Annotated in this window: 17 protein-coding genes and 3 pseudogenes; 12 read left to right on the top strand and 8 right to left on the bottom strand. The window is 59.8% G+C overall.

Annotated features, from left to right (window positions below; genetic code table 11):
* The first annotated feature begins 378 nt into the window (after window positions 1-378).
* From gnd to pgm, 6 genes are all read left to right on the top strand, one after another.
* Window positions 379-1,404, top strand: a complete 1,026-nt coding sequence (gene gnd, locus ABD720_RS11420) for a phosphogluconate dehydrogenase (NAD(+)-dependent, decarboxylating) (protein ID WP_344763411.1) — start codon at window positions 379-381, stop codon at window positions 1,402-1,404.
* 1 nt (window position 1,405) lies between these two features.
* Entirely contained in the window at window positions 1,406-2,830 is a 1,425-nt protein-coding gene (zwf, locus tag ABD720_RS11415) for a glucose-6-phosphate dehydrogenase (protein WP_344763410.1), read from the top strand.
* Window positions 2,757-3,491 carry an HAD family hydrolase gene (locus ABD720_RS11410; RefSeq protein WP_425547967.1) on the top strand — a complete coding sequence of 245 codons (735 nt, stop codon included), beginning with the start codon at window positions 2,757-2,759 and terminating at the stop codon, window positions 3,489-3,491. Before zwf ends, ABD720_RS11410 begins: the two co-directional genes overlap by 74 nt.
* A complete protein-coding gene (gene tal, locus ABD720_RS11405; RefSeq protein WP_344763408.1) occupies window positions 3,488-4,561 on the top strand; it encodes a transaldolase in 1,074 nt (357 codons plus the stop codon). Before ABD720_RS11410 ends, tal begins: the two co-directional genes overlap by 4 nt.
* Window positions 4,562-4,635: 74 nt before the next feature.
* Window positions 4,636-6,738, top strand: a complete 2,103-nt coding sequence (gene tkt, locus ABD720_RS11400) for a transketolase (protein ID WP_344763407.1) — start codon at window positions 4,636-4,638, stop codon at window positions 6,736-6,738.
* Complete coding sequence (gene pgm, locus ABD720_RS11395) at window positions 6,735-8,393, top strand: phosphoglucomutase (alpha-D-glucose-1,6-bisphosphate-dependent) (RefSeq protein ID WP_344763406.1); 1,659 nt, start codon at window positions 6,735-6,737, stop codon at window positions 8,391-8,393. The genes tkt and pgm overlap by 4 nt, the downstream gene beginning before the upstream one ends.
* A 47-nt stretch (window positions 8,394-8,440) precedes the next feature.
* Here pgm and ABD720_RS11390 read toward each other — a convergent pair whose 3' ends face one another.
* The 6 genes from ABD720_RS11390 to ABD720_RS11365 form a co-directional block, all read right to left on the bottom strand.
* Window positions 8,441-9,370: a formate/nitrite transporter family protein gene (locus ABD720_RS11390; RefSeq protein WP_344763405.1), complete on the bottom strand. Its 930-nt coding sequence runs from the start codon at window positions 9,368-9,370 to the stop codon at window positions 8,441-8,443.
* A 227-nt stretch (window positions 9,371-9,597) separates the two neighbouring features.
* Window positions 9,598-10,641, bottom strand: a complete 1,044-nt coding sequence (locus ABD720_RS11385) for a zinc-dependent alcohol dehydrogenase family protein (RefSeq protein ID WP_344763404.1) — start codon at window positions 10,639-10,641, stop codon at window positions 9,598-9,600.
* Between the two features lies 1 nt (window position 10,642).
* Window positions 10,643-10,891 carry a hypothetical protein gene (locus tag ABD720_RS11380; RefSeq protein WP_344763403.1) on the bottom strand — a complete coding sequence of 83 codons (249 nt, stop codon included), beginning with the start codon at window positions 10,889-10,891 and terminating at the stop codon, window positions 10,643-10,645.
* A 32-nt stretch (window positions 10,892-10,923) separates the two neighbouring features.
* Window positions 10,924-13,161, bottom strand: coding sequence for a copper-transporting P-type ATPase (locus ABD720_RS11375; RefSeq protein ID WP_344763402.1), 2,238 nt, complete (start codon window positions 13,159-13,161; stop codon window positions 10,924-10,926).
* A gap of 145 nt (window positions 13,162-13,306) precedes the next feature.
* Window positions 13,307-14,554: an acetate/propionate family kinase gene (locus ABD720_RS11370; protein WP_344763401.1), complete on the bottom strand. Its 1,248-nt coding sequence runs from the start codon at window positions 14,552-14,554 to the stop codon at window positions 13,307-13,309.
* Between the two features lie 31 nt (window positions 14,555-14,585).
* Entirely contained in the window at window positions 14,586-14,966 is a 381-nt protein-coding gene (locus ABD720_RS11365; RefSeq protein ID WP_344763400.1) for a hypothetical protein, read from the bottom strand.
* A 14-nt stretch (window positions 14,967-14,980) separates the two neighbouring features.
* Between ABD720_RS11365 and petA the strand changes: the two genes are divergently transcribed.
* The 3 genes from petA to ABD720_RS11350 all read left to right on the top strand — a co-directional run bounded on the left by petA (window position 14,981) and on the right by ABD720_RS11350 (window position 18,332).
* Entirely contained in the window at window positions 14,981-15,574 is a 594-nt protein-coding gene (gene petA, locus ABD720_RS11360) for a ubiquinol-cytochrome c reductase iron-sulfur subunit (RefSeq protein ID WP_344763398.1), read from the top strand.
* Window positions 15,575-15,744: 170 nt separating this feature from the next.
* Complete coding sequence (locus tag ABD720_RS11355; protein WP_344763397.1) at window positions 15,745-17,076, top strand: DUF2254 domain-containing protein; 1,332 nt, start codon at window positions 15,745-15,747, stop codon at window positions 17,074-17,076.
* A gap of 5 nt (window positions 17,077-17,081) precedes the next feature.
* Window positions 17,082-18,332: a cation:proton antiporter gene (locus ABD720_RS11350; RefSeq protein ID WP_344763396.1), complete on the top strand. Its 1,251-nt coding sequence runs from the start codon at window positions 17,082-17,084 to the stop codon at window positions 18,330-18,332.
* A gap of 244 nt (window positions 18,333-18,576) precedes the next feature.
* Here the strand turns inward: ABD720_RS11350 and ABD720_RS19335 are convergent.
* A pseudogene (locus ABD720_RS19335) lies at window positions 18,577-19,448 on the bottom strand (nucleotidyl transferase AbiEii/AbiGii toxin family protein).
* Window positions 19,445-20,050: a type IV toxin-antitoxin system AbiEi family antitoxin domain-containing protein gene (locus tag ABD720_RS11335; protein ID WP_344763393.1), complete on the bottom strand. Its 606-nt coding sequence runs from the start codon at window positions 20,048-20,050 to the stop codon at window positions 19,445-19,447. The pseudogene ABD720_RS19335 and the gene ABD720_RS11335 overlap by 4 nt, the downstream one beginning before the upstream one ends.
* A 399-nt stretch (window positions 20,051-20,449) precedes the next feature.
* Between ABD720_RS11335 and ABD720_RS11330 the strand changes: the two are divergent.
* The 3 genes and pseudogenes from ABD720_RS11330 (at window position 20,450) to ABD720_RS11325 (ending at window position 21,659) form a co-directional block, all read left to right on the top strand.
* Window positions 20,450-21,022: pseudogene (locus ABD720_RS11330) on the top strand (DUF3375 family protein).
* The gene (locus ABD720_RS19330; protein WP_425547975.1) at window positions 20,956-21,306 is read left to right on the top strand and encodes a hypothetical protein; all 351 of its coding nucleotides are present in this window, start codon (window positions 20,956-20,958) and stop codon (window positions 21,304-21,306) included. Before ABD720_RS11330 ends, ABD720_RS19330 begins: the two are co-directional and overlap by 67 nt.
* A pseudogene (locus ABD720_RS11325) lies at window positions 21,249-21,659 on the top strand (Wadjet anti-phage system protein JetD domain-containing protein). Before ABD720_RS19330 ends, ABD720_RS11325 begins: the two are co-directional and overlap by 58 nt.
* Window positions 21,660-21,798 lie beyond the last annotated feature (139 nt).

The following is a 21,798-nucleotide window of genomic DNA, read 5'->3' as shown; positions in this document are numbered from 1 at the left end:
TGAAATCTGATGGATCAAACCAGCGATCAAGTTAAAACATGGACACCCGGTTGTCAGTACGCCAGCACACTCAGGCAGGTCGTTTACGGCACTGTTCAAGGCAGGAATGCGCAAGCTGCCATTGCCTGCAGGTCGCACGACACAGTCCGGCAGTGCCCGGTTTTCTTAGCATCGAACGTCGGTGACGCACAGCAAAAAGAGCTCCTCTATGTTAGGCAAGTCACGGAAGTTGAGTGACGACCTGCGTAAGCTCAAGCCCAGAACCGGGTGGGAAGTCCCTGCAGAAAACCCGGAGTCATCGCGCATCACGTTCCGATATCCCTTGCACGCATCCGAACCGTGCGCCCGCCCGACCAACAAGCTCCGGAGAAAGTCACAATGCAGATAGGCATGATCGGATTGGGCCGCATGGGCAGTGACATGACGCGTCGGCTGATGAGCAAGGGGCACGTGTGTGTCGTGCATGACATCCATCCTGCCGCTGTCGCCGCGCTTGAACAGGACGGTGCAACCGGTACGGCTAGCCTGGCGGATTTCGTCTCCCGACTAAGTACGCCTCGCGTGGTCTGGATGATGCTACCGGCCGCGATCGTCGACCAGGAACTGGCTGAATTGTGTCCGCTGCTGGAAGCCGGCGACATCGTCATCGACGGCGGCAATTCGTACTACCGCGACGGCATCCGGCGCGGCGCCGATCTGACCCGGCGCGGCCTGCATTATGTCGACGTCGGCACCAGTGGCGGAGTGGCAGGACTTGCGCGCGGCTACTGTCTGATGATCGGCGGTGAAACCGATATCGTCGATCACCTCGGACCGGTTTTTACCGCACTCGCGTCCGGCATCGATGCCGCACCACGTACCCCCGGCCGCGCGGCCGGGCATTACGCGGGCACTGCGGAACAGGGTTTCCTGCACTGCGGGCCGCAAGGCGCCGGGCACTTCGTCAAGATGGTTCACAACGGAATTGAGTACGGTGTAATGGCCGCGTATGCCGAAGGATTCAACATCCTGCGCAATGCCAATGCCGGCAAGCGTACTCACAGTGCCGACGCCGAAACCACGCCGCTGCAAAACCCGGAGTTTTACCAGTACGAGATGGCGTTGCCCGACATCGCCGAGGTATGGCGGCGCGGCAGCGTGATCGAATCCTGGCTGCTCGACCTCACCGCCACCGCCTTGCTGCAGGACCCGACGCTGGACAACTTCAGCGGCCGCGTCTCCGATTCCGGCGAAGGGCGCTGGACCGTTGCCGCGGCAATCGACGAAGGCGTACCGGCGCCGGTAATCAGCGCCGCACTGTTTGCACGCTTCAGCTCGCGCGACAACGCCGCCCCCGCCAATCGCGTGTTGTCGGCGATGCGCAAGGAATTCGGCGGGCACGATGAAAAGAAAGAAGGCAGCTGACATGACCGACAGTGACGTGGCCGCCCTGCCGTCCGATGCGCTGGTGCTGTTTGGCGTGACAGGCGATCTGGCCCGCAAGAAAATTTTTCCTGCTCTGTATGCGATGGTCAAACGCAACCGGCTGTCCGTTCCGATCGTGGGCGTCGCTTCGTCGGACTGGTCGGTCGAGCAGTTGCGCTCGCATGTGCAGGAGGGTCTGGAGCAGGCCGGTCCGATCGACGACCCGGCTGCGCTCACTCGCCTGCTCGCGCTGCTCAGTTATGTCAGCGGTGACTACAACGACAGCGCCACCTTCGTCGCGTTAAAAAAGGCACTCGACACGGCGCGCCGCCCTGCCTATTACCTGGCCATTCCACCCGCGCTGTTTGGCCCCGTAATCAAAGGACTGGGCACGGCCTGCATGACTAAAGACGCGCGCGTGGTCGTCGAGAAACCGTTCGGACGCGATCTGGCGTCGGCGCGTGAACTCAACCGGATGGCGCGCTCGGTGTTTGCGGAGGATGCGATCTTTCGCATCGACCACTATCTCGGCAAGGAGGCGATCATGAACATCCTCTATTTCCGCTTCGCCAATGCCTTTCTGGAACCGATCTGGAACCGCAACTATGTAGCGCGTATCCAGATCACGCTGGCCGAAGATTTTGGTGTCGACAGTCGCGGCAAGTTTTACGAGAGTGCCGGCTGCCTGCGCGATGTCGTGCAAAACCATCTGTTCCAGATCGTCGCGCTGCTGGCGATGGAAGCCCCCGCCTACCGCGGCTATGGCGCCGTGCATGCCGAGAAATCCAAAGTTTTTCAGGGCATGCGCCCGATGCAACCGGACGACCTCGTGCGCGGTCAGTACGACGGTTACCGCGATGAACCCGGAGTGGCACCGGACTCCGATGTCGAGACATTTTGTGCGCTGCGCTTGTTCATCGATTCATGGCGCTGGGAAGGTGTGCCGTGGTATCTGCGCTCCGGCAAATGCCTGGCGGGTACTGCCGCCGAGGTGCTGGTCGAATTCAAGCCACCGCCACAGCGGCTATTCGAGGATTCGCTGCCGGCCAACGGGCGCACCAACTACATCCGCTTCCGGCTTTCGCCCGACTCCACCATCGCCCTCGCCGCACGCATCAAACACGTCGGCAAGGAATTCATCGGCGACCAGCGCGAGCTCTATCTGGCCGAACAGCAAGCCGAAGAAATCGCACCCTACGAGCGGTTGCTCGACGATGCGATGGCGGGCGACGGCGCCCTGTTCTCGCGCGAAGACGCTGTCGAAGCTGCGTGGGCGGTGGTCGATACGGTCCTCAGGACGCATGATCCGGCGCTGCCCTACGCACGCGGCAGCTGGGGGCCGACCGCGGCTGATGCGATCATCGGCCCGGGCGGCCGCTGGCACAATCCTGACGTGTCGGAGGCACACAGTGACAGCACAAACTGAGGTTATTTTTCTGCTCGATGTCGATAACACGCTACTCGATAACGATTGCATCACGACCGATCTGGACAACTACCTGCAGCGCGAATTCGGCCAGGAAAGCCGCGACCGCTACTGGACGATTTTTGAAAGCCTGCGCGCTGAGCTGGGATATGCCGATTACCTCGGCGCGTTGCAACGCTACCGGCTCGACGACCTGACCGATCCGCGCATGCTGTCGATGTCCCTTTTTCTGAGCGATTACCCGTTTGCGCAGCGCCTGTATCCACGTGCGCTCGATGTCATCACGCATCTCGCACAATGGGGACCCACGGTAATCCTGTCGGATGGCGACGTGGTGTTCCAGCCGCGCAAAATACATAGATCGGGGTTGTGGCAGGCAGTCGATGGAAGGGTGCTGGTCTACATCCACAAGGAACGCATGCTCGACGCGGTAGCCCAGCGCTACCCGGCGCGGCATTACGTGATGGTCGACGACAAATTGCGCATCCTCGCCGCCATGAAAACGCTCTGGGGCGAACGCCTGACCACGGTCTTTCCACGTCAGGGGCACTACGCGCTCGACCCGAAAAATACCAGCACCTATCCCGCCGCCGACATGACGGTTGAACACATCGGCGACCTGATGGACCATGATTTCTCACCGTTGACGAGGCTGCCATGAAAGCACCTATCGAATTACACGCGCTCGGCCAGAGTCTGTGGCTAGACAATATCACCCGCGCACTGCTCGACAGCGGCACGCTGCAACGCTACATCAGCGCGTATTGCGTGACGGGACTGACATCGAACCCGACCATCTTCGACCAGGCCATCAGCGGCACTGCAGACTACGACGCAGCGATCCGGCAAAAGGTCAGCGAAGGTAAATCCGGCGAGGCGTTATTTTTCGAGCTGGCGCTGGAGGATTTGAAACGCGCAGCCGCGCTATTACTCCCGGTGCACACTGCAACCGGCGGCATGGATGGCTGGGTGTCGCTGGAAGTCTCGCCGCTCATGGCCGACGATGCGGCAGCGACTATCGCGGCGGCCAAACGCCTGCATGCGAGTGCCGACTGCGCCAATCTGTTCATCAAGATTCCTGGCACGAGCGCCGGCTTGCAGGCGATCGAGGAAACGATTTTTGCCGGGGTGCCGGTGAATGTCACGCTGCTGTTCTCGCGCGAGCAGTACACGGCGGCAGCGGATGCGTACTGGCGTGGAATACAGCGCCGCATCGATGCCGGACGCGATCCGAAGGTCCATTCGGTGGCGTCGATTTTCATCAGCCGCTGGGACAAAGCCGTCATGAAAACAGTCGCGCCGGAATTGCGTAACCGCCTCGGTGTGGCGATCGGCAAACGCACCTACAAAGCGTATTGCGATCGGCTGGCATCGCCACAATCAAAAAAATTCGCCGATGCCGGCGCGCTCACGCAACGCCTGCTGTGGGCCAGCACCGGCACCAAGGACCCGCAAATTCCGCCGACCTTTTATATCGAAAATCTGGCTGCGCCGAACACGATCAATACCATTCCGGAACAGACCTTGCAGGCATTGGCGGCCCATACGGAATCGTTCACGCTCATGCCGGAAGATGGCGGCGACGCCGAGGTTGTGCTGGGCGAGTTTGCCAAGGCCGGATTCGATGTGGAGACACTTGCGACCCGGCTGCAGGTCGAGGGGGCCGGCTCGTTCACGACATCCTGGAATGACCTGCTGGCCGTGATCGCCGCGAAAAGCGCGCTCGCGTGACGGCATGGTCCGAAGCCATCCGGGCTGCCGATTTTTTTGTATCAGATGCAATGTGAGCAATGGAGCACACCGCAATGACGTCAACGCAACTCGACCAACTCTGCATCAACACCCTGCGCACGCTGTCGATCGACGCAGTCCAGCAAGCGCATTCCGGCCATCCCGGTACGCCCATGGGTGCGGCACCAACCGCGTACTGCCTGTGGCAAAATTTTCTGCGCTTCGACCCTGCCGCGCCCAACTGGATCAACCGCGACCGCTTCGTGCTGTCGGCCGGACATGCCTGCGCGTTGTTGTACAGCCTGCTGCATTTGTGCGGCGTCAAAGCCGACAGCGCGAGCTATTCCACGGAAGATAGGCTGAACCAGCGACTGGCAGTGACGCTGGATGACCTGAAAACCTTTCGCCAGCTCGGCAGCCGCTGCACCGGTCATCCCGAATCCGGCTGGACCTCCGGTGTCGAAACCACCACCGGCCCGCTCGGGCAGGGCGCAGCCACCAGCGTCGGCATGGCGATGGCCGAACGCTGGCTGGCAGCAAGCTATAACCGGCCCGATTTCGATCTGTTCAGCTACAACGTGTATGCGCTATGCAGCGACGGCGACATGATGGAGGGCATTACCAGCGAGGCCGCCTCGCTGGCCGGACATCTGAAACTATCCGGCCTGTGCTGGGTTTATGACGCCAATCGGATCAGCATCGAAGGCGCGACCGCACTGACTTTTACCGAAGAAGTGGCGACGCGCTTTAGCGCCTACGGCTGGCAGGTGCTACAGATCGACAACGCGAATGATCTGACCGCATTGCGCGATGGCTACCAGCGTTTTCTGGCATCGACCGACCGCCCTACCCTGATCATCGTGCGCAGCCACATCGGCTACGGCGCGCCGCACAAGCAGGACAGCAGCAACGCGCACGGCGAACCACTCGGCGCCGAAGAAGTACGCCTGACCAAGGAGTTTTACGGCTGCGATCCGGACGCGCAGTTCGACGTGCCCGACGGCGTCATCGCGCATTTCAGCAGCCAGTTCGGCCAGCGCGGCGCGACCGCGCGCGCCGACTGGACAGCCCTGTTCGCAGGCTATCGCAGCCAGTACCCTGATCTGGCCGAGCAGCTGGCCCAAATGCAACGACGTGATTTGCCGCGTGGCTGGGATGACGCGTTGCCCGACTTTGCTGCGGACGCAAAAGGCCTCTCGACACGCGATGCCTCTAGTCAGGTACTGAATGCAATTGCGGCCCAGATGCCGTGGTTGCTGGGCGGATCGGCAGACCTGGCGCCATCGACCAAGACCCATCTGACGTTTGACTTTGCCGGTGACTTTCAGCCGCCGGGAGACGACCCGAAGACCAGCTATCGCGGGCGCAATATGCACTTCGGCGTGCGTGAACATGCGATGTGCGCGATCGGCAGCGGCCTGAGCCTGTCGTACCTGCGCCCGTACGTGTCGAGCTTTCTGATTTTTACCGACTACTGCCGCGGTGCGTTGCGACTCGCTGCCATGATGGAGTTGCCGCTCATCGCGATCTGGACGCACGATTCGATCAGCCTCGGCGAAGACGGCCCGACGCACCAGCCGATCGAACAGCTGGCATCGTTGCGCGCCATGCCCGGCATGATCGTGCTGCGACCAGCCGACGCCAACGAAGTGGTCGCCGCATGGCGCGTCATCATGCAATTGACGGACAAGCCGGTCTGCCTCGTGCTGACGCGTCAGGCACTGCCGACGCTCGATCGCGCAAGCTGTGCCAGCGCCGATGGCGTGGCGTACGGCGCCTATGTTCTGGCCGACGCCGTCGACGGCAAACCCGATGTTCTGCTCCTGGCCACCGGCAGTGAAGTCGCGCTGTGCATGGCGGCTTATGAAAAGTTGACCGCCGACGGTATCAGGGCACGCGTGATCAGCATGCCATCGTGGGAATTGTTTGACAGTCAGTCGCAAGACTATCGCGATCAGATCATGCCGCCGACTGTGATCGCCCGTGTGGCGGTCGAGCAGGCCTCGGTGTTTGGCTGGGAACGCTACACCGGTCTGACTGGTGCGATCATTGGCATGCGCAGCTTCGGACTATCGGCACCTGCAGCAGTCGTCACACAGCATTTCGGATTCGAGTCGGCGCATGTGGTGGCCGCAGCCAGAGAACAACTCACGCGGCAATTGCCGAACCAATCATGAAGATCAGTTCACTCGCCGGCAAGCCGGCACCCGCAGAATTACTGGTCGATGTCGCCAAACTGGTGACCGCCTATTTCTGCGACACGCCCGATCCCGAAAACCCGTTACAGCGCGTCGCCTTCGGTACCTCCGGCCATCGCGGCTCGGCGTTTGCGCGCAGCTTCAATGAAGCGCACGTGCTGGCGATCAGCCAGGCGATTTGCCTGTACCGCAAACGCCAGGGTATCGATGGCCCGCTGTTTCTCGGCATCGACACCCATGCGCTGTCCGAGCCGGCCTGCGCCAGCGCGCTGGAAGTGCTGGCCGCCAACGGCGTCGAGGTGATGCTCGCGGCGCGCGGCGACTACACGCCGACGCCCGCCGTGTCGCATGCGATTCTGGCCTGGAACCGGGGCCGCACGTCCGGACTGGCCGACGGCATCGTCATCACGCCGTCGCACAATCCGCCTGACGACGGCGGCTTCAAATACAACCCGCCCAACGGTGGCCCGGCCGACACCGAGGTGACCGGCTGGATCGAAAAACAGGCCAATGCATTTCTTGCCAGCGGGCTGGCTGGCGTACAGCGCATGACGCTGGATCAGGCACGGCGTGCAGCGACCACGCACCAGCATGATTTTTTGAACGCGTATGTGGGCGACCTCGGCAACGTGCTGGATATGGAAGCGATTCGCGGCGCACAACTCCGCATGGGCGTCGATCCGCTCGGTGGCGCTGGCGTGCATTACTGGTCGGCGATTGCCGAGCAGTACAAGCTCGACTTAACCGTCGTCAATCCGCATGTCGATGCCACCTTCCGCTTCATGACGGTCGATTGGGACGGCCAGATTCGCATGGACCCGTCGTCCTCGTATGCGATGCATAGCCTGATCGCCATTAAGGATCGCTTCGACATCGCATTTGCCTGCGATACCGATCACGACCGGCATGGCATCGTCACGCGCAGCGCCGGCCTGCTGCCGCCGAATCACTATCTGGCGGTGGCCATCGATTATCTGTTCCGGCATCGACCGGCATGGCGTGCCGACGCGGCCATCGGAAAAACCGTGGTCAGCAGTCAGCTGATCGATCGCGTCGCCGCCCGCCTCGGTCGCAGATTGATCGAGGTGCCGGTCGGCTTCAAATGGTTTGCCGCCGGTTTGCTGGACGGCTCGCTCGGCTTCGGCGGCGAAGAAAGTGCCGGTGCTTCGTTCCTGAGTCGCGATGGCAGCGTCTGGACCACCGACAAGGATGGCATGGTGCCGGCCCTGCTATCGGCCGAAATCACGGCGCGAACCGGACGCGATCCGGGCGCTCTCTATCGCGACCTGACGCAGGCGCTCGGCACCCCGGTCGCTGCACGGGTCGAAGCCGCCGCCACGCCGCAGCAAAAAGCCCGATTGGCAAAACTCACGCCGCAGCAAGTCACCTCGACCACCCTGGCCGGCGAAAAAATCGACACCATCCTCACCCGCGCCCCCGGCAACGATGCCGCCATCGGCGGACTGAAAGTCATCACGGCACACGGTTGGTTTGCAGCCCGCCCGTCTGGCACCGAGGATATCTACAAGATCTATGCCGAGAGTTTTGATGGCGAGTCGCATCTGCGTACTATCCTGGCCGAGGCGCAGCAGATCGTTGATGCGGCACTCGGCGCGGAGGAGCCTGGGGATTGACGAGGAATTGCAGGACTAGCGGCCCATCCCGGGCCACGACAAACGGCTCAGATCTCGCCATGAATCTGACCGTAGGCAAGCACCGCAAACAAACCCGTTCCACCCAATATATTGCCGATGAGGATAGGAAAAATGTGATGACCGAATGCGGTGAAGATGGTCATCTCACCCATCAGGACCAGATTAAAAATTTCGTTTGATCCGGCAACGACGTGGGTAAATCCGGCTGCCGCAATCAGCCAGGTAAATAGAATGATCACAACCACTTCGGAGCCTTTCGCCGACGGCAACATCCACACTAGCGCCGCAATAAAAAAGCCGGCAGGAATGCCCCGCACTAACGCACTTGCTGGCGATATTTCCGCCAGGTGACGCGAGATGTCCAGCACTGACGACAGGATTTCAGCTGGCAGGATGCCGCCGTGAATAGCCAGCGCGGCCGTAAAAAACGTCCCAAACATATTCGCGGCGAACACGATAGCCCACAGACGCGCGGTCGCGTAAAAGCGGTCTCGGGTCGGACTCGCTAACACGGGGAGCACGACCGTGAGGGTATGTTCGGTGAACAGCTGGAGCCGGCACATAATGACCAGCACAAAACCCAATGTGTAGCCCAGGCTTTGGATGATCGCCAGATACGGTACTTCGGGAGACAGTCCGGCACGGATGACACCCTCCGCCAGAACGGATGTCGAAATGCCGATACCTGCCGCCACGCCTGACCACCAGAGCGAGGTTTTTGGACGGCGCAATTCTTCTTCGCCTTCGCGCAGAATGATGGAATAGACGGTCAGTGCGGATAGCTTGCCATTGTCGGCGACGACCTCCCGCTCCTCCCGGGTGAGCGACTTTTCCGTGACCGTCGGGGAATTCTGTTCCGCTTCCCGCTGCGCCACTTTGGCGCGGGAGTCTTCATCCCGCCCCTGCTCATCTGAAGAGACATCGGAAGCGGATTGATTTTTTTTCTGGTCGTTCATGTCAGGATTTTTTCGCTCGATATATTGACTGGATTGTCTGCGGACGTTGACGGTTTGAGATGCATGTCTTAGCCGTCAATCATAGGCGAAAATGAATCATGAATCCTGCTCCCGATGAACGGCATTCTTTTTGGTATATCGCTTCACCTTGCGGGATCGGACTTCGGCCTTGAAAAAACAGGCTCGTTGATCACGCAAGGCGCTGCATGCTGCGTGATGAGGCCTGCTCAGTCACCAGCCTCGATAATTACCTTCAACGCATTGGTATCGGCCGCACGTTCAAAGGTGTCATAGGCCTCCATGATCTGATCGAGCTTGAAGTGATGCGTGATCAGGCGGGTCGGGTCGATTTTTTTTGCCATCACGGTTTTCATCAACATCGGTGTGGTCGCCGTATCGACCAATCGGGTCGTAATCGAGACGTTCTGCGACCATAATCGTTCGAGATGCAACTCCACTTTTTGACCATGCACGCCGATGTTGGCAATGACGCCGCCGGGTGCGACCAGATCCTGGCAGAGCTGGAATGTGGCTGGCACACCGACGGCCTCGATTGCCGTATCGACGCCACGTCCTTGCGTCAAGGCCATCACCTTTTCAACCGCTTTGCCGTCCGCGCTGTTGATGGTGTGCGTCGCCCCGAATTGTCGAGCGAACTCCAGACGACTGTCGTCCAGATCAATCATGATGATGTCGGACGGCGAATAAAGCTGCGCCGTCAGCAATGCTGCCAGGCCGATCGGGCCTGCTCCGACGATTGCCAGCGTTGAGCCCGGTGCGACTTTGCCATTGAGAACACCACATTCAAAACCGGTCGGCAAAATATCGCTAAGCATGACCAGTGCCTCTTCATCTGCACCGGCGGGTATCGGATAAAGGCTGGTGTCGGCATGCGGGGTGCGAACATATTCGGCCTGCGTGCCATCAATCTGATTGCCGAGTATCCAGCCACCCGTGGTGCAATGCGAGAACATGCCACGTCGGCAGTACTCGCATTTTCCGCAAGACGAGATACACGAAATCAGCACGCGGTCGCCCACCTTGAACGCAGTCACGCCGGCGCCCACGGCGTCGACGATGCCCACACCTTCGTGTCCGAGTATGCGTCCTGGCGTACACGTGGCGACATCCCCCTTGAGGATATGCAGGTCGGTGCCGCAAATCGTCGTCTTGACGATTTTGACGATGGCATCACCTGCGGCCTGAATTGTCGGTTTCGGACGGTCTTCAAGTGCTTTCAATCCTGGGCCGTTAAAGACAAATGCTTTCATGTTATCTCCTGGAATAAAGATTGCTGATGTGCGATATGTCGCCACTTTGCGACTGTTTCTCCGCCAGTGCGCCGCCACCGGGCGGCGGCCAAATGATTTGTCCGGCAATGCCCGACATGCTGCGAATACTTTTACTTTTTTGGTGATACTCCATGCAGAATTCTTTAGTGCCACCATAAAATTTAACGGCAATAGCGGGCGGCAATGTAATGGTCTTCTGCGTCTCGATGGCTTGAGCGCAGTACATCATTTTGTCTGTGCATCGGTAGATTCAGCAGGCGCTCAACTCGGATGGGACACTGATTTAACCGCGACTTGAGTATTCGTCTCATCTTTGAGCTTCAGCGTGCGCAAACGCAGCGCATTCAGGATCACCGATACAGAACTAAGCGACATGGCAAGCGCTGCAACGATCGGACTAAGCAAAATGCCAAACACGGGATAGAACACGCCAGCAGCAACCGGAATGCCGATGCCGTTGTAGATGAACGCGAACACCAGGTTCTGGCGAATATTGCGCATCGTCGCCCGGCTAAGAACGACGGCACGGGCGATCCCTGCGAGGTCACCATTGACCAGCGTGATTCCGGCACTTTGAATCGCGACTTCGGTTCCGGTTCCCATGGCAATGCCGACTGCTGCTTCGGCCAGCGCCGGGGCATCGTTGACGCCATCACCGGCCATGGCGACGATACTTCCCTCGGCCGTCAGCTTTTTGACGATGGTAATTTTGTCCTCGGGCAGGACGTCGGCTTTGACTTCCTTGATGCCAAGCTTTCTGGCGACGGCCTCCGCGGTGGTCTTGTTATCCCCCGTCACCATCACGATCCGGATGCCCTCCTTCGTCAAACTGTCGAGGGCCGCTTGAGTGCTTTTTTTGATCGGGTCGGCGATCGCGATGACGCCACCGGGCTTGCCATCCACGGCGAGAAACAGCGCGGTTGCGCCATCGCTGCGTAGCGCGTCGGCCTTTTGTTCAAGGTCGCCCAGCGTCACGCCGAGATCCGTCATCAGTTTCGCGTTGCCCAACGCAACCATCCTGCCACCAATTTTCCCGCTTACGCCCTTGCCGGTGATGGAAGCAAAGTCGGTAGCCTCTTGCATGGTCGCCTTGCTTTCTCGTGCGGCAGCAACAATAGCGGCGGCGAGAGGATGTTCGCTGGATTGCTCGAGACTGGCTGCCAGCGGCAAGATGTCCGACTCCGTCATTCCCGCTGCGGGAACAATGGCGGTCACCCTGGGTTTGCCTTCCGTCAGCGTGCCGGTTTTATCGACGACCAGTGTGTTAACTTTTTCCATGTGCTCCAGCGCCTCTGCCGACTTGATGAGCACGCCCGCACCGGCGCCTTTGCCGATGCCTACTCCGATGGACATTGGCGTGGCCAGGCCAAGTGCGCAAGGGCACGCGATGATGAGAACCGAGACTGCAGCGATCAATGCGTAAGAAAGCGCGGGGTCCGGACCCCAGACCGCCCAGGCAGCGAACGTAATGGCCGCTGCGGCAAGCACGGCAGGAACGAAATAGCCCGACACCTTGTCTGCCATTCGCTGAATCGGTGCGCGGCTGCGTTGTGCTTCGCTCACCATCGTCACGATGTGCGCAAGCACCGTGTCCGCGCCCACTTTGTCGGCCCGCATGATCAGCGAGCCGGTACCATTGACGGTGCCGCCGATGAGTTTGTCACCGGGCTGCTTGGCCGATGGCATCGACTCGCCACTCACCATCGATTCATCCACCGCACCCTTGCCCTCGAGTACCTCGCCATCGACCGGCACACCGTCACCGGGTCGGATGCGCAGGCGGTCGCCGACCTGAACCTGGTCCAGCGCGACTTCTTCATCGGCCCCGTCAGCCGTCAGGCGATACGCTGATTTAGGCGCGAGTTTAAGCAGGGCGCGAATTGCCCCACCAGTCTGCTCGCGCGCGCGCAGTTCCAGCACCTGCCCCAGCAACACGAGAACCGTGATGACGGCGGCGGCTTCAAAATAGACGGCGACCGTGTCGTCCATCCCGCGAAATCCCGCCGGAAAAATTCCGGGTGCGAAGGTCGCAAACAGGCTGTAAAGATAAGCAGCGCCCGTTCCGAGAGCAATCAGACTGAACATGTTCAGGCTGCGGTGCACTACCGATGCCCAGGCGCGCTGGAAGAAGGGAAATCCGGCCCACAGGACGACCGGGGTTGCGAGCACAAATTGTATCCAGATAGAGATGCGCGGCGGGACGAGATCGTGCATGCCGAGCGCAGGAATATGGCCGCCCATTTCCAGAATAAAGACCGGCAACGCCAGCGCCAGACCGATCCAGAAGCGGCGGGTCATGTATGCCAGTTCGTGATCAGGTTTGACTTCGGCTGTCATAGTGACAGGCTCGAGCGTCATGCCGCAAATCGGGCAGTTACCCGGCGCGGACTCGCGTATCTGTGGATGCATCGGGCATGTGTAGATGGTGCCGGACGCCTCGGGCGAGGTAGCCTCCGGCATGGTTGCAGCGGCACCCTTGGTTAGCACGTCTGCGCTCATGATGTCCCTCTTTCCGAGACATCATCGATCCGATATATCGCGGCGGGTAATTCAGCGAAGGTGCACCACCGGTCACCCCCGTCGTGCTGATGCAGGTTTCGGCTTTTCACCTTCAGCTGTGCGTGATCGGAGGTAACGGCATCAATTATTGTGAACATGGAGCTTTCCTTTCAGGTTGGATGAGCGCCAGCGTATGCTGCGCAATCATCCATTCTTCGTTGGTGGGAATGACCCAAACCGACACCTTGCTGTCGACTGTTGAAATGCGCGGCCCGCCGGCAGCATTCGCATTTTCGTCCAGCGTTACACCGAGCCAGCCCAACCTGGCGCACAGCGCGGCACGCACTTGCACCGAGTTTTCGCCGATGCCGGCAGTAAACACGAGTGCATCCAGTCCACCCAGCACGGCGGCGTACGCGCCGACGTATTTCATCATCGCGTACGTAAAATAATCCAGCGCCGCGAGCGCGCGCGCATCTGCGCTTTTCTGCAGCACGCGCATGTCGCCGCTGATGCCGGACAGGCCGAGCAGACCGGCGCGTTCGGACAGCATCTTTTCCAGCGTGGTGGTATCGAACTGTTTGCTGCGCAGCAGATACAACAGCGCGTCCGGCGGCAGGTCGCCGGAACGCGTCGCCATCGGCAGGCCGGACAGCGTCCCGAACCCCATCGTGGTATCGACGCTGCGCCCATCCAGCAGAGCGCACATGCTGGCACCGCCGCCGAGATGCGCGACGATGACGCGGCGCGCGGCCGGTGCAAATTTTGGCAGCTGGTGGCTGATGTAGTCGTACGAAATACCGTGATAGCCCCAGTGACGCACACCGCTATCGCGGACCTCTTTCGGCAGCGCATAGGTCTGCGCGACCCCAGGCATCGTGCGGTGAAACGAGGTGTCGAAGCAGGCCACCTGCGGCAGATCCGGGTAGGCTTCGGCAAAAGTTCGCGCGCCACCCACGTCGTAAGGCTGGTGCGATGGCTCCATCATTGCCAGCGAGTCCAGGTAGTCGAGCACGTCGCCGTCGATCAGTGTTGGCGCACCGTAACGCTCGCCTCCCAGGACGACGCGGTGTCCGGCCGCGACCAGTTCGATGTCGGTCAGGTTGGTTTTCAGCCAGGCGAGCACGAAGCGTAGCGCTGCCTTGTGATCGACCGCGTGGTGTTTGCCCCAGGCATGTGACTCCATCGGTTTTCCGTCTGCATGCTTGACGACAAAATGCGGGTCGGCAGTCATGTTGTCGATGCGGCCTGCACAGAGCAGTTCAGGCGATACGCCAGCGTCGGCTGCATAGACACCAAATTTGAGGCTGGTGGAGCCTGCATTGAAGACGACGATCGCTCGTACGGAAGATTGCCTGGCGTGCGGAGCGCGGCTACCCTGGCGAGGTCGCATGGTTACCATGTTGTGCACCCGTGCTCCATGTTCAATCTCCGGGGAAGTTGATCCAGTGTTTGAATACACCGCAGTCGTTCTTCCCAGTCAGCGTATTAACGGCTGCACTTTGCCGGATCTTTTTGATGCTGTCTGTTCGCTGGTGCGCAGATTGAAGTCGAAGAATGGCGGAAAATCCAGACTTGGTATCAGTGCTCAAGCATCTCTGCAAACCAAGGTGCGACCGCACAATCATTTCCAGCGCATTCACTGTGCCATAGGCAAGTCGCTCGATACTGGCGTCAGAAAACCTCGCCGCCGGTCCGGCCACGCTAGCAACCATCACCACGATTCTTGCGCTCCCTGCACAGAGAGCCCATCGGGCACACCAGACCGGAAAAATCCAGGCGTTCACCAATTTGGCGATCGCCACTACAAGGAAAAAACATGGACATGACACTGGACGACATCAAGCGCAGGAAAATGCTGCAGACCGCGGCCACTGCGGTGGGCGGCATTGCAGCCATTAGCGTAGCCATTCCCTTTATCGAGAGCATGCAGCCGAGCGAAGCCGCCAAAGCGGCCGGTGCGCCAGTCGAAGTCGATATCGGCACGATCCGACCTGGCCAGTTGCTTACCGTTGCCTGGCGCGGCAAACCGGTGTGGATACTGCATCGCACCGATGCGATGCTGGCATCGCTCGACCAGCATGATGCGTTGCTCGCTGACCCCCTATCGAAGCAGGTCCAGCAACCTGCCGCTGCGGCCAATCCGTCCCGGGCGCTTCGCCCACCGTTCCTCGTTCTGGTCGGAATCTGCACCCATCTGGGATGCGTGCCTTCGTTCCGGCCGGAGCCGGGTGGCGCCGAACTTGGTCCGCAGTGGCCGGGGGGATTCTATTGTCCCTGCCATGGTTCCCGCTTCGATCTTGCGGGCCGCGTATTCAAAAACGTTCCGGCACCGCTGAACCTGGTGGTGCCCGAGTACAGCTACCTCGGCGACTCGCGTCTGGTGATTGGTGCGGCGCCACCGAAGGCCTGACGGCGTCAGTACTTCGCCACCGCCATCTCGGTCCGTATGTGATGTAGCACATGGACCGTCGTCCGTTTGTGCAACATCATCACGTCATCGAGACAGCGCGATGGCTCGCCGCAGCAGCCATCCTGGTATCGCTTGCGTAGCCGATCTCATCTTTCCCAAGGCTTCGTCCCATGAATGCACGCTTTCGTCAGTTTCTCAGTACGCTCGCCGAGACGTTCTGGGTGGTTCCTGCAGCATTGGTGATCGCCGGAATCTGCCTCGCCATCGGCCTTCTGCACATTGACCGCTCGGGGACGTTGCCGCAAGCATTAACCCGCAGCGCCTGGATTTACAACGGCGGTGGCGCGGGTGCCAGGACGCTGCTCGGCGTCATCGCGTCATCAACCATCGGCGTCGCCGGCACGGTCTTTTCGATCACCATTGCTGCCCTCTCGCTCGCGGCGGGACAGATGGGGCCGCGCCTTTTGCAGAATTTCACGCGCGATCGCGGCGTGCAGCTCACGCTGGGTGCTTTTCTTGGCACGTTCTCGTATGCGCTGATGGTGGTGCGCAGTGTGAGGACCGACGAAGAAGGCGTCTTCACGCCGCATCTGGCACTCACGGTCGGCATCGTGCTGGCATTTGCCTGCGTGGGCACGCTGGTGTATTTCGTGGCCCACATGGCCAGCCGCATCAATGTCGATACGGTGGTCAATCTGGTCAGCGAGGACGTGCGCGTGGCAGTCCGATCGCTCAGAACCGAAGAGCAACAGGGCGACGTGCCGCCGGCCAGTTTCTGGACAGGCATGTCGGAGGTGCCCGACAACCGGCGCGGTTACCTGAACCATCTGGACCAGTCGGCACTGGCGGATTGGGCTGCGCAGCATGGCACGGTGATTCGCCTGCTGGTTCGGCAAGGTGACTATGTTTTTCCCGGAGCGCCGATCGCCCTGACGACGGGTTCGATTCCCGAGGTGGCAGCGGCGATTCGCAATGCGACGGCGTTAGGCGAGACACGCGGCAGCGCCGGCAATGCCGGACACGCAGTTCGACAATTGGTCGAAGTGGCAGTCCGTGCGCTGTCACCTGGCATCAATGATCCTCACACGGCAATGAGCGTTCTGGATCGACTCGGCGCAGCACTGTGCGACATCGCCGGCCATCATCTTCCCAATGGTGTGTCGACACGCAATGACGCCGTGGTGCTGGTGGTTCCGAACACGGGTTACCACGGCATGGTCAACATGATGTTTCACATGATCCGGCAAAACGCGGCGGGCAGCACCGCCGTACTGATACGCTTGCTCGACGTTCTGACAGCGGCGATCCTGTGCGAGAGCGTTGCCGACAGAAGAGCCATCCTGGCGCATCACGTGGAGCTGGTCTGGGCAGACGCGCAGCGCAACCTCGGCAACAAGACTGACCTGGATGATGTGTTTGCGCGCTATCTGATCTTTCAACGGGCAGTGCAAGACGGCGCACTCGGTATGATCAACGCCAGCTCTGGCAACCAGCGAGGATAAAACCGATGCTCGATGTCGCTGCAGTCTGCCTGACTTTCACTGCGCTGCTGGCGTACCTGAATCATCGCCTGACGAAGCTGCCGACCACTATCGGCGTGATGGTGATTGCCCTGGCGCTATCGCTGGGCATGGTTGGACTGGACGCGCTCGGACTGGACCACGGCCTGCGCGAGTACGAAGAGTCGTTCATCCGTTCGATAGATTTTTCGGATGTGCTGATGCAGGGCATGCTGTCGTTTCTGCTGTTTGCGGGGGCGCTGCATGTGGACCTGAGTGCATTGAAAAAGTACCGCTGGCAGATTGCATCACTCGCGCTCGTGGGTACGATAGCGTCCACCGCCGTTGTCGGTGTCGCGATGTGGCTGGCGTTGCCCTTCGTCGGCATCGACTTGTCGCTGCTGCATTGTCTGGTGTTCGGTGCGTTGATTGCCCCCACCGATCCGATTGCCGTGATGGGCATACTCAAGTCGGCCGGCGCGCCCAAACGGCTTGAACTGGTCATCGCGGGCGAGTCGCTTTTCAATGACGGCGTTGGCGTCGTGATCTTCGCCATACTGGTGGGTATCCTGGCCAGCGGCGAGGTGCCGACGACAGGTGCAGTCACCACATTGCTGTTGCGCGAAGCGGGTGGCGGCATCCTTTTTGGCCTGGTACTGGGCTATGGCGTCTTTCACATGCTCAAAAGCATCGATCAGTATCAGGTCGAAGTGCTCGTGACGCTGGCAGCAGTCATGGGTGGCTACGCCCTCGCCAGCCATCTGCACATTTCTGGCCCACTGGCCATGGTTGTCTGTGGCCTGATGATCGGCAACGGGGGCCGCGCGCTGGCAATGTCGGACAACACGCGGCGCCACCTCGACGTGTTCTGGGAGCTGCTCGATGAGATCCTGAATTCGGTGCTGTTCGTCCTGATCGGCCTTGAAGTCATCCTGATCACGTTTTCGCCGGCTCTGTTGGTGGGCGGCGCTCTGGCGATTGCCATCACGCTCGCCACGCGCTGGCTCACCGTGGGTCTACCGGTCATCGCGCTAAAGAATTTATTCAGGCTGCCACACGGTGCATCCCACGTTCTTGTCTGGGGCGGACTGCGCGGCGGCATCTCGGTCGCGCTGGCGCTGTCCCTGCCCAACAGTGCGAGTCGTGAAGTCGTGCTGGCGCTGACTTACTGCGTGGTGGTTTTTTCGATCATGGTGCAGGGCATGACGATAGGGCAGGTGGTTCGGGCGGCGATTATGGAACCTCGGGCTGCGTCCTGAGTTGAGTCGCGAACATACCGATTTCCGGACCGCAGGTATGGGGATCACCCTTTTCGTTGCCGCCACTGTTGATCAGCGCTTGATCGGTGTCATTTTCAACGTCGATTTCTCAATGCATCACCAATCCCTGGCTTGCAAGTCCTTGTTTATTCGCCGCTCCCCTGGCGAGTTCGGACCGCCTGCAGTTGCCATCTACGGGATGAATCGTATTGACATGAATACTGCTCAAGTCGTCTCGACAACCTTACCGAGGTTGGTCTGGCAGCGAGATGGCGCGCCGCAAGGCCGGTTCCAATGCGCTACCCAAGGTTGCGACAATATCAGGCAGCGCTTGTTGGGCGAGTTCATTCTTCTTGATGAACGCATGCCACAGCGCTTGCCGTGATGGATCGGCGGCAAACTCGTTGGTAAGACCGATCGGAAGTGAGGCCGAGACTGCCGTTCCGCGTCGAGCGAAGGTGGCAGCGATTGCCCTGGCCAGAATCTCGGCGTCCAGGGTTTCGCGCTGCAACAAGACCGACAAATCGCGATAGTCCTTCAGTCTACTGTTGGTCATGCCCAACACAGCAATGGCGTGCAGTTTTTCCGCAATGACGGTGTACACCGGATAGGTTCTCAACCGTGGTGCCGGAAAATCATCGATCAGGACCGGGTAGACGGCATTAATCGGCCCGGGTGTGACGGCGTCGCCAAACCCAATGTCGATCTGGTCTTGCACCGGGCTTTGGCAATTTCACCCGCGATCAGGACCCGTGCACCGGCATAGCCAGCATCTTTTCGAATCTCCTCGACGGTGACAGATGTCGGATCGAAAGTGATGCCGTCGCTGACCTCAACGCTGGCGATGTCTCTGAATGTCCGGGCAATCGATTCAAGGTCGCCGGGCCCGAAACCCAGCAGGTCAGCGTCCCGTGTCGCACGATGCGGCATGTCGTACCAGAGTGTGAACAGCAAGGCTCCCTTGAGCAAAAAACAATCGGCATAGGCTGACAGGCTCATCCGATACAAAATGCGTTCCAGGGCAAAACGTATCAGCACCTGGTTAAAATCCACCCCCTGTACCTTGGCGACATTGAGCAGACGTGCCCGCACCGACGCGGGAAGATTTTTGGTCATTCGATCACCTCAAGATAGGGCCGCATCACGTTGGTGACACGACAAATTTTGGCGTAACGCCAGATCTCGTCCACCGATGCTTTTTTCTGCGCTCGAGCATCCTTGAGCGCTTCGATAGCAACGTCGAGTCCGATATTGTTACGGTGCTTGAAGCAATCCGCCACGGTCTTGGCCACACAGTAGACTCGTAGTTTGACTTGATCTCGCTCAAAGACCTCAATCCCTTCCGAATAGGCAGCGCTCGCAAACTGAACCATCTTTACCGGGGGATAGACGATTTTCGGTGTGTGACTACCGCGTGGCATGGCGATCCATATCTGGCGCGGCAGCTGCGTGGTCAGTTCATGAAATTGCAGGGCGGTCAGCAGGCAAAACACCGCCTGCGGCACCTTGGTGGCGATGGCGACCAGACTCTCATGTTCGGAACTTTGCGTGTCGGGGAGACGGTAGATGCCTCGACCGACCTTCTCAAGCAGGCCCTTGGCCGTCATGCGCGTCAGAACCACCCGAGGTGCTCCGATGGCATCGAGATCGCTTGAGCGCAGCATCCCTTTCTTTGCCAGCAGATTCAGGATGCGTTGAGTGTGGGTGTCGTGGTGCATTGCCCGGTAGTGTGTTCCTTTTATTCGTTACTTTCAAGTATGTGACGAACTATTGGAACATATAATTGACTTGTGAATATTGCTGGCACAGGAAAAACCTGGCTTGTTAACCGAGATGTTTTTGATGTGAAATCCACACGTTTGAAATCAAATCCTGGCGTTGCCAATAACGAAGCCGACAAAAGAAACGATCCAGAACCGGTCCTTGGGGAATGTCCATCGGAAGGTCATCATGCGTGTTGAAAATACACTGGTGCCGGGCACACCTCATTGGTTGCGCTGCCGAACCCTGAAAACATCACCACCGATACCGCTACAATTACGAATGCCAATCAAGTCTGGCACCGAAAGCCCGCAACCAGACAGTCAACCTCACGCCCACCCCACAAACAGGACCGCATGCCCCTCGATTACCCGACACTCGACCTGCTCAAGCAGTCCCATCCGGCGTGGCGCCTGCTGCGTTCGGATCATGCGCCGCTGGTCGCGAGTTTTCTGGAGCGCGTGTTCATCACTCCCAACCGCCGCGTGATGGCCCAGGCCGCGCTAGCCGAAGCGCTGGAAGATGAATTGTTCGGTCTGCGCCAGCGCTACGGAGCCACCACCTATCCGAAACCTGCGCTGGACTATCTGAATGACTGAGCCAATACCGACAAGGGCTGGTTGCGCAAGTTTTATCAGCAGGGTTCCGATGAACCTCATGTCGACCTGACGCCCTCCACCGAAAAAGCAATTACCTGGCTCGGCACGCTGACGGCACGCAGTTTCGTCGGCACCGAATCGCGCCTGCTGACACTGTTCGAATTGCTCCGGAAAATCAGCAGCGGCATCGCACCGTCGCGCAACTATCGCATCAGCTACGGCGCTTTCTGGCTGACCAGGCTTGGCTGCAAAACCGCCGCATCTTGGATATCCTGCGCGGCATCGAATCGCGGGCACTGGCATTGCGCCAGACGCAGCCGACTGGCGTGATGATGCACATCGACGACACCGCCGCAGAGTTCGAATTGGCGATGGAGGGCACGCTCTGCACGCCCGCCATCAAACCGGTAATTGCCGACATGGTCATGCAGTCCGGCGCGGCGGACGAGCAGGACGATCTCGCCACCATGCACCCGCTGCAGCAGAGCCTGGCCGAGCTGGTCGCGTATTTGCGGCCAGCTCGGCCAGGCTCGGTCCGGCGGTCACGCGCGTCTTCATCACCGAAAACGAAATCAATTTCCTGGCGTTGCCGGCGTATCGCGACAGCCTGGTGATCTTCGGTGCAGGGTATGGCTTCGAGATGCTGCGTAGCATCGAATGGCTCGCACGCCGCCGCATGCATTACTGAGGCGATATCGACACACATGGCTTTGCGATCCTGGATCAACTGCGTCACCCGTTCGGGCAGGTGGCGTCATTGCTCATGGATCAGGCGACGTTGATGGAATTTTCGGGATACTGGGAGCAGGAAGACAAGCAGACTCTGCGCGATCTGCCTTGCCTGACACCGCCGGAGATGGCCCTGTACAACGCCTTGCGTGACAACAAACTCGGCGACAAGGTGCGTCTGGAGCAGGAGCTGATCGGATTCGGCTGGGTGCAGTTGGCACTGTCACGGCTCGACTGACCAATTCGCGCCTCCAGATCGGATTTGCAACATCTTGCTGAGCAATGTTTCCCGGCGCCAGCGTTAAGGATTAGTATTAACCAATAGTTACAAACCTATCCCTATCCTTCGACGTGGACCCATGAGCGCAAACGACCTT

It is taken from the genome of Actimicrobium antarcticum, from assembly GCF_039536745.1.
Lineage (GTDB): Bacteria > Pseudomonadota > Gammaproteobacteria > Burkholderiales > Burkholderiaceae_D > Actimicrobium > Actimicrobium antarcticum.
This window is presented reverse-complemented; position numbering and strand designations above follow the sequence as displayed.